This window comes from Pseudideonella sakaiensis (assembly GCF_048320135.1).
Classification (GTDB): domain Bacteria; phylum Pseudomonadota; class Gammaproteobacteria; order Burkholderiales; family Burkholderiaceae_C; genus Ideonella_A; species Ideonella_A sakaiensis_A.
This window is the reverse complement of sequence record NZ_CP182947.1, coordinates 829,727-842,494: the sequence shown is the minus strand read 5'-3', so window position 1 is coordinate 842,494 and position 12,768 is coordinate 829,727. Positions and strand designations below refer to the sequence as shown.

Genomic DNA, 12,768 nt, shown 5'->3' with positions numbered 1-12,768 from the left:
GAGGGCCGGGCCGGGCAGCGTCACCGTCGGCGCCAGGTTGCTGCCGGCGCTGCGAATCACCAGCGAGATCGCATCGATGTTCTCGGCCGCGGTGTCGAACTTGGCATTGCCGTCGCCGTCGAACACCATCGCCGCGGTGGCCACCGCGGTGCCGGCGCTGAAGGTGGTCGCGGTGAAGCGCATCCGCACGACGTCCTGCGGCATCGCAACCAGCGTGCCCGCGCCGCCGCCGACGCCGTTGACCTGTTTGTCGAAGCCGACCAGCAGATCGCCAGCCTGGAAACTGAGGCCACCGGCGGTGAAGCTGCCGTGGACCAGGTCCAGGCTGTCGATCGCGGTGCCGCCCCCCCGCCGCCCGGAATGCCGACCTGGGAGCCGTCGACCAGCCGCACATCGTTGTTGCTGGCCGTGCGGTACCAGTAGATGCTGTTCTGCTGCAGGTTTCCGCTCTGTGTGAACAACAGGTCGCCCGCCGCCAGCGGCGTGCCGCCGACGGTGGTCGCGGTCTCGACCAGCGCAATCTCGCGTGTCGTGTTCGCGCCCAGGCTGCCGGTCGTCACCCGGCGGAAAAAGCCGCTGCCGTAGTCGTTGGCGGCGGCCGGCCGGTAGGCATAGATGCTGCCGGCCGAGGTGGTGATGCTGCTGCTCCAACCCGCTGGCGGCGAGCCGGCGGTGGTGCTGAGGTTTTCGGTGGCCTCGGTGACGAACAGCATGTCGCCGGCGAGCAGGCTGACCGAGCCGCCGGAGATGCCGGCCCCGCTCAGCGTGACCGCGCGGCCGACACGGTGCAGGCCGACGATGTCGACATCGCTGCCGAAATTGTCGAAATCGGTGACGCTGGTGACCCGCCCGCCAGTGCTGTTGCTGCCGAACGAAAGGCCCGGGTCGCCGACCGCGAGCACGTTCGACTGGCTCCAGTTCGCCATTCCCGACACGCCGCTGGCGGTGACGTCGCCGCTGGTCGACAACCACAGGATCACCTGCAGCGGTTCCACATAGACGCTGGCGAGCTGGGTAGCGGCGCTGAACGGCGTGCTGCCGCCGTTGCTGCTTGCGTCGATATTTGCGGCACCGCTGGCCCGGCCGTCGCTGCGGTCCCAGGCGCGGAACGAGAACGTCGCGCTGCCGCTGGCGCCGGGGTTCGAGACGAAGCGAACCATGTCCGACGGTGTCGCACCGAGCAGCCGGGCCTGCGAATCGCTGACGCTGCCGACGGCGGTCCAGATGGCGCCGCCGTCGGTCGAAAATTGCCAGCTGCCGATTGCGCTGCTCGCCGCAGTGATCGCGATGCCCTCGATCGCGCCGGCGTCGACATCGGTGATGCGGTCGCCGCCGGCACTCGCGATCAGCGCGGTAACCGTGATGCCGGACGGATTGGCGGCATCCTGCAATCCGTTCGGCAATGCCATCGTGCCGGTGTTGTCGAGCACCGGTGCGTCGTTGACCGCGCTGACGACCAGACTCGCGGTATCGGTTGCTGCGCTGAATGCGCTGCTGCCGCCATTGGCCATCGTGCTGGCGGTGCCGCCATTGCTGCCGCTGCTGCGGTCCCAGGCGCGGAAGGTGAGCGCTGCCGCCAGCGTGCCGCTGTAGTCTGCATTCGGCTGGAAATAAAGGCGCGCATCGGATGCCAGCAGCCGGGCATTGTTGGCAGCCACCGCACCAAGCAGGTTCCAGCTGAGGCCGTTGTTGATCGAATAGTGCCAGCTGCCGTTGGCATTGTCGGCGCCGATCACCGCGATGCCGAGCAATGCCCCGGTATCGGGATCGGCGACATTGTTCAGCGGCCCGCCGCTGTCGATCAGCGCCGAGACCAGCGTGCCGACCGCACCGGCCGGAGCGCCGGCGTCCTCTACGGTCGGCGCCAGCACGACGTTGACATCGCTGAGCGTCGGCGCATCGTTGACCGACGTGACGTTGCTGCTGGCGCTGGCCGACTGGCTGGAATAGGCGCTCGAACCGCCGCCGGCTCCCGGGTTTGCATACGACGGCGCCGCATTGGCCGATGCGCTGCCGGTGGTCTGGTCCCAGGCGCGAAACGCAAAGCTTGCGGATTCGCCGTCCAGGCCGTCGGGCTGATAACGCACGCGCGAACTCGCATTCAACAGCAGCGCGTTGGTCGCCGACACCGCGCCGAACGAGGTCCACGCGGCGCCGTCGGTCGAATACTGCCAGCCGCCGCGGCCGTTGACCGCGGTGACGGCGATGCCGCGCGCCGCACCGGCATTGCCGTCGGCCCAGCCGGCGCCGGTCAGGATCGCATCGACCGTCGTCGGCGCGGAGCTTGTGTCCTCGTCGGTGGCAGCAAGCGCAACGATGGCGCCGTTGGTCAGCGTCGGCGCCAGGTTGCTGACCGGTTTCAGCGCGACCGCCGCGATGTTCCATTCGTCGGCGCCGGCCAGCGTCCACGTCATCGTGACACTCGCGGCGCCGGCTTTTGTGCTGCCGGAGCCGGTGCGCCCGTTGTAAAGCTCCCAGTGCTCGGTCTGGCCGGCAGCGGCGGTTACCCCGGTTTCCATATCGACGAACAGCGCATCGATCACGAGGTCGCCCGGCGCGCTCGCGACGGTGACCGAGGCGGTCGTGCTGTCGGCGCTGGCGCCGACCACCGTGCCGGTCGGCGTGGTCTGATCGATGCCGTTGAAGGTTGCCGCGCCGCCGATGACGGTGCGCGACATGTCGAAGTTGGCGACCACGTTGGCGCTGCCGACTGCCGGTGTCAGCAGGCGCCAGAACTCCACCGTGTGGGAATGCATGCCGGTGTAGCGGCCGATCAAGGTCATGGGCGTGCCGCCATAGTTGACGCTGGTCGACTGCCCGAGAATCAGCGACAGCGCGACGACCATCATCCGGTCGGCGCCGGCGTTGACAGTGTGCGACCAGGTCAGGCTGGTCGCGCCGGCGTCAATCGTCTTTGCCGAGCTGATGCTGTTGGTCGTGATCGACAGCGTGCCGACCCAGTCTGCCTGGGCCGCCGAGCCGACCGCCGAGCCGGTTTCGATCGATCCGGTATGGAATTCGAACGACCAGTTGCCGCCGAACATGGCCTGGCCGGTGAGGTCGGAGCTCGCTGCCACATCGGCGCCGGTCAGCCGCGCCAGGTTCTGCACGAATGCCTGGCCGGTTTCGCCTTGCGCCACGTCGCAGCCGTACAGCAGCAGGTCGCCGCCGGTGGCGAGCGACTGGCCCCACCAGGCGATCGCATCGGCATCGGTGGTCAGGCGCTGGTTGTCGAGCCGTGAATTGCCGAGCTCGAGCACGCCATCGCTGCCGTGCGAAATGATGTGGATTGCCGCCAGATTGCGCTCGCTCGCGAGCACCCGGCTGATCTGCGCGGCGCCGTCTTCGTTCGCATCGAGGATCGCGATGTCGAACATCCGGCCGTCACCGCGCTGGCGCATCAGCGTGTCGGCGAGGCCGAAGGCATCGGGCACCCGGCTGTCGATGAAGATGATTTCCTGCCGGCTCGCCCACTGCACCGCGGCCGGCGCGGCCTGCACGCCCCCGATGGCAGCGTCGGGCTGCTCGAACAGCCGCACCTGCGCCGCGTCGGCGATTCCGGCAGCCGCCAGCAGTGCGCTGGCGTCGGCGGAGAACAGGATGCGCGGCTCCAGTTCCTCGACCAGCAGACGGGGTCGGGCCGGCTGACGACGGGGGCTGGACGCCGTCATCCTGTGGGGAGGGCAGTGCACATGCTGTGCGGTTTGATGTCGCGGCGCCGCTCGTTCAGCGGTCGCTCAGTTCAGCCGATCGTGAATGCGACGGTGACGGTGCCGTCCACAATTTGACGCGGTTGCGTCCGGCCTGCTTCGCGGTGTAGAGGGCCTGGTCGGCCTGGTCGATCAATCCCTCGATCGACTGGGCGGCCGCGCTCAGCGACGCGACGCCGAAGCTGGCGGTGATCGGCATCACGTCGACACCCTGGACACAGCCGCGGGCAGTCGCTTCGATCTCGCGGCGCATCCGCTCGGCCAGGCTCAGCGCCTGCTGCGCATTGGTCGTCGGCATCACGACGCAGAATTCCTCGCCGCCGTAGCGGCCGAGCACGTCGGTCTCGCGCAACGCACTGGTCAGCAGGCGGGCCACCACCTGGATCACCTGGTCGCCGACCGCATGTCCGTACAAGTCGTTGAATTGCTTGAAGTGGTCGATGTCGACCATCAGGCAGCACAGCGGCTGGCGGCTGGTCAGCGCCAGCGTGAACAGATCGCCGGCGAATTCGAACAGGGCGCGGCGGTTGAAGCTGCCGGTCAGCGGGTCGCGCGATGCGAGCCTTCGCAGTTCCTCGTTCTGCTCCTCGATCCGGTACCGCGATGATTTCAGCTCGTCGAGCGCCGCCTGCAGGTCGGCATTCGCCTTGTGCACCGCGGTGACGTTGTCGAAGGTGATCAGGCAGCCGCGGGCGCGGCCGGAGTTGTCGGTGATTGCCGCGCTGCTGACCAGCAGCTGCATGTTGTCGCCATCGGGCCGGGCCAGTTCCATCGGCATCGCGACGACCGGCTCGCCGGTCGCCAGCGTGCGGGTCCAGGGCGCCGCGGCGTCCGCGCCGGCGGCACGCTTTCGGGCAGCGGCCAGCCAGTCGATTCGTTCGATCGCCTGGCCGTTCAATTCGACATCGCCCTGCGGATGGAACTGCCGGAAGATGCGATTCGCCAGCACGATGCGGGCCTGCTGGTCGACGATCACCAGACCTTCGGCGAGTGAGTCGAAAGCCTTGCGGACCCGGTCCGGGACGCTCGCCGACGGGTTCAGGTATTGCATCGCGCGGCGCAGATAGGCGTAACAGAGCAGGAAGCCGCCGATGCCGAGCAACAGCATCATCTGCACCGCCGGCTGCATCAACCATGCCGACAAGCCGCCACCGTCCTGTGGCCGGAAGCGGATGTCGATGTTGCCCCAGACCTCGCGGCCGGCATAAACAGGGATCCGCAGGTGGTCGGCGCCGGCCTCGCTTTGCGGCGGGCCGGTTGCCGGCGCCAGCGCCTCGCCGCGGTGCAGCACCAGCAGCCCGTCGGTGCGTTGCACACTGATCGAGCGGATCGATTCGTCGCGCGACAGCACCTGCTGGATGGTTTTTGCGAGCGTTGCGGTGTCGCCGGCCTCGAGCAGTGCGCTGAACTGGATCACCAGGTTCTCGGCGATGCGGTGCCGAATGTCGCGCTGCACCTCGCCGCGCGACGGCACGACACCGAGCAGCATGTCGCCGAGCAGCACCAGCGTGACCAGGATGGCAACCAGCCCGAGGCTCAGGCGAGCGATCGGGCCGATGCGGAATCTGTTGGCGATCTTCATGGCCGCTTCCGGTCGAGGGGTGTTGCTTGTGGTCCGTGCCCAGACCTCACTGGGTGCCGGCAGGGCCGGCCTTCGCGAGGGTGGCAGGCAACACGAATTCGGCCTTGCAGCGCAGGCCGGCCGGCAGTGCGCCGTCCGGATTCGGCAGTTCGAGGTGGACGCGGAAGGTATTGCTCGCCGCATCGACGACCTTGTCGACCATCGATACCCGCGCCGTCTGCAGCGCCGCGCCCGGCAGCTCCGGAACCACGTTGGCGCTGCCGCCGACGCGGACCTGGTTGTACAGGTTGACGGGCGCAACCAGCTGCACCCGCAGCGGGTCGACCTTCGCGATGCGCAGCAGCGGCTTGTCGTCGACGCGTTCGCCGGCCGAGACGAATCGCTCGGCGACGACACCATTGATCGGGCTGCGGATCGTTCGCTGGCTGAGCTGGGCCGAGGCCACTTCGCGCTCCTGCCGCGATACCTCGCGCTGTTCGCGGGCCTGCACCAGTTTCTGCGCCGACAGGTCGGCCTCGCTGCGCGCCTGGTCGAGCGCCTGCTGCGAGATGAATTTCTGCTTGAACAGGTCTTCGGCCCGGGCCAGCCGCTCCTGGTTGAACTTCGCGGCGGCGATCGCCGCCTGCAGCTCGGCATTCGACTGCGCACGCGAGCTGGCCACGCTGAGCGTTGCCCGCTCGACCGGTGCGCGCAGCACCGCGAGCACCTGGCCGGCCTTCACGATATCGCCGCGTTCGACCATCACCTTGTCGACGATGCCGACCACCGGCGTGCCGACGTCGGTGACGCGTTCGGCCTCGATCAGACATCCCAGAGGCTGTGCTGCCTGGGCCGCCGGCAGCAACATCAGCAGCAGTGCCAGTGCGGTGGCCGACCCGTGAGGGCAGCTTGCGAAGGCAGGGGAGGCGGATTTCAGATGCTTGAACATGGCTTGCGGTGGTGGATTCGGTTCTCGATGCCGTGGCCTGGCTTCATTCGGCGATGCCGGCAAAGCCGAGCTGGCGTTCGGTGCGTTCGTCGTGATCGATCAGCCGGCGTCGCTCGACGCGGTGCCTGAACTCTTCGGCCGCCTGCGGCCAGCGTGCCAGCGCGTGTACCGTCCACGATGGCAACGTTGGTGCGAGCGGGCGCAGCAGCGTGCGCAGCGGCGCCGGCAGCGCACGCTTGAGCAGCGCGGTGTCGAGCGACAACATCGTCTCGACCGAACCCGGGTCGCCCTGCCGGGCGGCCCGGCCGGCGAGCTGGCGGTCGATGCGGCGTGCGCTGTTCAGCTGGCAGCACATCACATGCAGGCCGCCGAGCGCGGCAACGCCATCGCCGAGTTCGATGTCGGTGCCGCGGCCCGACAGATTGGTCGTCACGGTGATCGCGCCGGCCTGGCCTGCCTGCGCGATCACGCAGGCTTCCTCGAGGTCGTTGCGGGCGTGCAGCACGGCGTGCGGCAGGCCGCGCGCAGCCAGTCGGTCGGCGGCCGCCTGCGCCTCGGCGACCGAATCGGTCGCCAGCAGCACTGGCCTGCCGGCCTGGTGCAGCGCGGCAACCCTTTCGCCGACTGCCTGCCACAAGTCTTCATGGTTGCGGAACAGACGGGCCGGGCCGGCGCGGCGTTGGTCGGGCCGGCGCAGCGGAATGCGCCGCACCGAGCGGCCGTAGGTCGACATCAGTTCGGAGCGCGCTTCGCGCAATGTGCCGCTCAAGCCGCCGAGCCGCACATAACGCGGAAAGAAGCGCTGGTAGGTCAGCTGCGCGAGCGTCGCCATCGTCGGGCTCGGCTGGCAGCCTTCCTTGATTTCGATGAATTGCTGCAGCCCCTTCGACCAGACCCGCCCTTCGGCAACCCGGCCGGTCGTCTCGTCGATGATCTGCACCTTGCCGTCGCGCACCAGGTAGTGGCGGTCGGCGTGGTACAGGTGCAGCGCAGCCAGCGCGGTGACCACCGCGTGTTCGCGGTGCACCCGGTGGCGCCAGGCGGCGCGCGCAATGCGGTCGACCAGTTCGGTGGCGGCGCGTTCGAGGCGTTCGCGGCCGCTGTCTGTCAGCTCGGCACGCATCGTCTCAGGCTCGAGCCGGTAATCGTCGTCTTCGACCAGCCGTCGCGCCAACACCAGCGCCTGGCGGATCTGCCGCTCGTCGTTGGCGTCGTCGGCGCGGCGCGACAGGATCAGCGGTACGCGCGCCTCGTCGATCAGGATTGCATCGGCCTCGTCGACGATCGCCAGGCACAGACCGCGCAACATCGCCGGAGCTGCCGCAGCCGGCTGCAGCCGGGCCAGCGCAGCACTCGGTGCGTCGCGGCGGCGCCGCGTCGCCGGGCCGGTGATGCCGTCGCGCAGGTAGTCGAAGACCAGTTCCTTCGCGGTCACGTAGGTGATGTGGCAGGCATAAGCCGCGCTGCGGCGGGCTGCGCCGTCGGGCTGGATGACCCGGCCGACGCTCAAGCCCAGCGCGTGGTAGAGCGCCTGCAGCCGCTCGGCGTCGCGGCCGACGAGGTAGTCGTTGGCGGTGATCACATGGACCGGGCTGCCGGCCAGTGCGCCGACCGCAGCGGCCAGCGCCACGGCGAGCGTCTTGCCTTCGCCGGTCGCCATTTCGGCGAGTTGGCCATTCAGCACGGTGCGCGCAGCCAGCAGCTGGCTGTCGAATGGCGCGAGTTTCAGTACGCGTTCGGCGGCGACTGCAACCAGCGCCAGCGCATCGATCAGGGCCTGTCCGTGCAGCCCGTGGCGGCGCAGCCCGGCAATCACGTCAGGAAGTGCGGCTGCAATCGTCTGGTTGGCCAGCGCGGCGGCGGAACGGCGCACCGCTGCCAGCCAGCGGGTGTCGCGGCGGCGCAGCAGCGGCCCGCAGAGGCCGCCGACACGGTCGCCGAGATCGCGCGCGGCATCGGTGCAGCGCTGCAGCAGCCGCTTGCGGGCGACCCGTCTTTCCGGATAGTCGCCCCACAGCAGCCCGGGGATCGCGATGTCGGTCGGCGTCATCGGAACCGTTCCGCTCAGGCTTGCGGCGCGAAGTGGCGCAGGAACAGTTGCGATGCCTGGCGCCAGGCCTGCATCGCGAGCGGCTCGCTGCCGTGGTCGAAACGCACCCAGGCACGGCCGCCGATGCGGCTGGCTGGTGTGCCCTGCAAGGTCAGGTCGACGAGAAAGACGGGTTCGGTGCTGTGCAAACCGTCCTTCTCGGTGGGGTCGGTCGAATACGGGCCACCGCCTTGCGCGCTCAGCGCTGCGCTCGGCAGCTGCCGCGTCGCCGCCGGCATGTCGCCGCTCGGCGTTGCCTGCAGCACCTGCCGTGGTGCATCGGCGAGGCGGACTTCGGCGTCGCGCAGGCGGTGCCGCACCAGATGCGCATCGGCGCCGGCCACCGCGGCGCGGATCCGCATGTCTTCGTCTGCCAGCACATGGCCAAGCGTCTTGCCCTGGCGCATGTAGCTGCCGAGCAGGTCCTGCTGGCGCGGCATCGCGAGCCGGCCGGCGGTTGCCGCGCGCACGTCGAGCAGCGCGATGCGCTGGTCGGCGCGGTCGATCTCGGCCTGCAGCCGTTCGATCTCCAGCGCCTGGTTGTGCGCGGCATTCGGGTCGCGCAGCATCTGCAGGAACTGCTCGACACGCAGCCCCTCGAGCCGGCTCGCGATCTGCGCGCGGTTCGCGAGCAGTTCCGGATTCTCCAGCCGCACCAGCAGATCGCCGACCTTGACCTCGGCGCCGTCGGCGACCGGCAGTTCGGCGATGAAACCGTCGACATCGGGCCGCACCTGGGCCTTTTCCGGCAGCCAGACAACGGCCGGCGCGACCGTCGAGAACGGCAGCGGGACGACAAACAGCGCCACCGCCGCACCGCCGGCAACCAGCGCCAGGCGCAGCCGCAATCGGGCCAGATCGGCGCCGGGCTGGGCAGCGGCCATCGCCTGGCGGGCCCAGCGCAACAGCGGTTGCAGCACGACGGTCAGGCAGACATAGATCAGCGCGAAGAATCCAAGCAGCAGCCATTGACCACCGAGCCACAACACCAGCGCGGCAGACAGCAGCAGCCGGTAGGCGAGCGACAGCGGTGCATAGGCCCACAGCCATTTGCGCTCGCTGTCGGCATGGGCCGGGCGCTGCGAGCGGCTGCCGAGCAGCCAGCGGCCGAGGTGGTGGTTCCACCATGCGCCGCTGCGCGAGCCGAGGTTCGGCACGTCGAACAGGTCGCACATCACGTGGTAGGCGTCGAAGCGCAGCAGCGGGTTGCCGTTGAACAGCAGCGTCGACGCGCTGCCGATCAGCATCACCGTGAACGCGATGTCGTGGACCAGGCCGGGTTCGGTCAGCAGCCACAGCCACAGGCCGAGCGCGGCAAATGTCAGTTCGACGAGGACGCCGGCGGCGCCGACCATCGCACGCTGCGAACGGCGCTTGAAGCCGCTGGCCGCGGATGCGTCGACATACGGCGCCGGAATCAGGAACAGCAGGCCGATGCCGACTTCGTGGACTTCGCCGCCCCAGCGGCGCACCGCCATCGCATGGGCAAGCTCGTGCACGGCCTTCATCAGCGGGTAGACCAGCCAGACGATCGCCAGATGGGCGCTGCTGAACGACTGCATCGACGCCTGCATGCGCAGCGTCGGCCATTCCATCGCCGCGAGCAGCGCAAATACCAGCATGCCGAGCAGCCAGATGACAAAGGCGGCCGGCGTGAACAGCAGCCGGCCGAGCGGCTCGAGCCGGTCGAGCAATGCGCTCGGGTCTCCAAGCGGCAGCCGGAATGCGAACGGGTTCAGCATTTCGCGGCGGCGGCGCTTCTTGCGTTCGTCGCGGCGCTCGAACATCGCTTCGGTATTCGGCGCCTGTTCGGACTGCAGCAGCTCCTGCTCGTGCAACTGGCCGAGCAGCGCCAGCACCTCGTCCTGCGTCGGCGCGGCGTCGGCATCGTCCTCGAGCAGCGCGTTCCAGACCTCGTGTGCGGTGTGCTGGCCGTCGCAGCGGCCGACGAATTTATAGGCCGACTGGTTGATGCGGTGCTGGCGGCCGGTCGCGGCATCCGACAGCAGATACCAGCACTGGTCGCGCCATTGCTGGCGTTGCACCCGCACCTGCGCACGCAGCCGCGGCCGCAGCCCGGCCACGCGGTACCACTGGACGCTGTACAGCGAGGCGGTCATCGCGGCAGCTCCGAAGCGACAAAGCCCGCCGAAGGCAGGCCTGCGAGCTCGGTTGCATACCGCCGTGCGGCATGCCACCGGGGAGCGTCTTTGCGCAGCATCGTCATGGGATCCAGGACCAGAGGCTCAGGCGCAGCCAGTCGATCGCGCGGTGGCTCCAGATCCAGGCCAGCGAACGCTCGCCGGCATCGATCTTCGCAACACCCTGCAGGCCGGGGCGCAGCAGCGGCGCAGCGGCGAGCAATCGGGCCTCGACCTCGAAGGCATTGCGGCCGTCGTGAACCGCGGCCACCGGCGTCACGCGCTCGACGACGAAGGCCAGCGGATCGCCGGGAGTCGATGCCAGCGCCAGCCGGCCCGATTGGCCCGGCTGGATGTGGGCGACGTCGCGCTCGTCGACGTTGACGATCAGGCGGAATTGTTCTGCCGGCGCCAGCGTGATCAGCGTATCGCCGCGCTGCACCGGTGCGCCGAGGCCCTGGCTCAGGTCGCCCTTGATCACGACGCCGTCGATCGGCGCGACCAGCCGGGCGCGCGACAGCTGCTGGCGCACCAGGTCGAGCTGGGCGCGGGCTTCGCCGGCCTTGCCCTGGGTGATCACGAACTGGGCCCGGTCCGATCGCGCAAGCGCCGCCGCATAGGCGTTTTCCTGCTGCGCCAGCGCACCTTCCCAGCGACGCTGTTCGAGCAGCAGGTCCTGGTCGGCCAGCTCGACCAGCACATCGCCGGCGCGAACCGTATCGCCGGGGCGGACATGGGTCTTCGCGAGATAACCGTCGAGCGGTGCGGCAACGATGCGCTGCACCGCGCCCTCGATGCGCGCCGGCGCGCCGACGCGGTGGGTGATCGGTACAAACAGGCTGGCCAGCACGACCAGCAGCAGCGCCGCCGAGGCGATTTTCGGCAGCGGATCGTCGCGCCGCGTCAGCCGCGCCGTGGCGGCACGCACCTGGTCGGCAAAACGTGCGGTCCAGGCGCGCTCGGCACGCTGGCGCAGCGCCAGCAGCGGGCCGATCGCGCAGCCGAGGCTGTCCAGCAGATCGAGGTGCGCCGGTTGCGCCGGGCTGGTGCCGCGCCATTCGGCGAGCAAGGCGCCGATCGCCTTGCCATCGTGAACCAGCGGCACGCTGGCCAGGCTCTGGCCGGCGCGTTCGTGCAGCGCGGCATGCGCCAGCACGATGCGGATCGGGTCGGTGCTGGCGACCGGATAAACGACGCGGTGGCCCTGGTCGGCGGTTTCCTGCATTGCCGCGGCGATCATCCGCAGCAGTTCCTGATTCGGCTTGAATTCGGCGCTGTTCGAGACCGCGATCACATTCAGTTCGCCGGCGTCGACGAGGCCGAGCGTGACGCGGTCGCAGCCGAGCAGCGCGGCGAGCTCGCTGACCAGCGCGGTGGCCGCCTCGGCGAGTCGGGACTGGCGCAGGAATCCGTCCTGCAGCTGCAGCACGGTGCCGGCATCGTTGCGGCCGGCGTCGACCGGTTGCGGCGCAGCGAGCTGGTCGCCAATGCCGGCGCTGGCCTGGGTCAGGCTCTCGAACAGGTTGTTGATTGCATTGCCGTCGCTGGCGTCGACCGCCAGCGCGACCGCGCCGAGCGTCCGATCGCCCGAGACCAGCGGCATCGACAGCAGGCGGTTGTGGCGCACCTGCACCGGATTGGTGCCGGGCACGGTTTCGGCAGGCGGTGTCACGACGACCGGGCGGGCGCGCTGCACCGCGGCCTGCGCGGCGGCGGTCAGCGGGGCGGTCATCTCCCCGCCGACTGGCCATTCGGCAAGCGTCTGTAGGGGCCCGTCCTCGACCCCTGCGGCGATGACCAGCCCGCCGGCTACCTGACCAGAGTTTTCACAGTGGTCCTGCAGCCAACGTTGAACGCTGGTGTGGTTCATCGACCCCATCGATATGTCCTGTTATGTTCGACCGACCGGTTTGCGGCGGCAGCCCGCTGGCCGAAGCCTTCGAGTCACCGTTCCGCAGCCGAGCGGAGCACCCCTGACGTGGCAGGGCTGCCCCTTTATCGGCATGTCGTATCGCTTGCTTGAGAGCTTATGGTTTGCCGCTGTTCGCCAGCGGCGGGAAAAGGCCGGCAAATGCCGGACTGTTCGCGCCTCCCGGGGCGGGAGGAGGGTGTCCTACTCGCCGTCCGCGGCGGCCTGCGGATGGCGTTGCAGCCACGCGGCAAGCGCTTCGCGGTAACGGTCGACCGCCTCGGCGTGCTGCTCGAGGATGCAGGGCTCGCAGCCCTGGCCGCAGCAGGCGTCGTCGTCGAGCGGCGGCGGCGGTTGCGGCCGCGGATCGGGATCGGGGGCGGGCTGGCGAGAGGTGGCCATCGCGGCC

7 protein-coding genes are annotated in these 12,768 nt (G+C 69.4%); all 7 read right to left on the bottom strand.

Going from position 1 to position 12,768, the window contains the following annotated elements; all coding sequences use genetic code 11:
• Positions 1-56: 56 nt before the first annotated feature.
• Complete coding sequence (locus ACNH6H_RS03695) at positions 57-3,671, bottom strand: DUF4347 domain-containing protein (RefSeq protein WP_418315731.1); 3,615 nt, start codon at positions 3,669-3,671, stop codon at positions 57-59.
• 55 nt (positions 3,672-3,726) lie between these two features.
• Positions 3,727-5,292: a diguanylate cyclase gene (locus ACNH6H_RS03690; protein WP_418315729.1), complete on the bottom strand. Its 1,566-nt coding sequence runs from the start codon at positions 5,290-5,292 to the stop codon at positions 3,727-3,729.
• Between the two features lie 46 nt (positions 5,293-5,338).
• On the bottom strand, positions 5,339-6,220 hold the full coding sequence (locus ACNH6H_RS03685; RefSeq protein WP_418315728.1) for an efflux RND transporter periplasmic adaptor subunit: 882 nt from the start codon (positions 6,218-6,220) through the stop codon (positions 5,339-5,341).
• 43 nt (positions 6,221-6,263) lie between these two features.
• Positions 6,264-8,270: a hypothetical protein gene (locus tag ACNH6H_RS03680; RefSeq protein ID WP_418315726.1), complete on the bottom strand. Its 2,007-nt coding sequence runs from the start codon at positions 8,268-8,270 to the stop codon at positions 6,264-6,266.
• 14 nt (positions 8,271-8,284) lie between these two features.
• Positions 8,285-10,429, bottom strand: a complete 2,145-nt coding sequence (locus ACNH6H_RS03675; protein ID WP_418315724.1) for a PqqD family peptide modification chaperone — start codon at positions 10,427-10,429, stop codon at positions 8,285-8,287.
• Positions 10,430-10,532: 103 nt separating this feature from the next.
• The gene (locus tag ACNH6H_RS03670) at positions 10,533-12,182 is read right to left on the bottom strand and encodes an efflux RND transporter periplasmic adaptor subunit (RefSeq protein WP_418315723.1); all 1,650 of its coding nucleotides are present in this window, start codon (positions 12,180-12,182) and stop codon (positions 10,533-10,535) included.
• Positions 12,183-12,563: 381 nt separating this feature from the next.
• Positions 12,564-12,761 carry an oxidoreductase-like domain-containing protein gene (locus ACNH6H_RS03665; protein ID WP_418315722.1) on the bottom strand — a complete coding sequence of 66 codons (198 nt, stop codon included), beginning with the start codon at positions 12,759-12,761 and terminating at the stop codon, positions 12,564-12,566.
• Positions 12,762-12,768 lie beyond the last annotated feature (7 nt).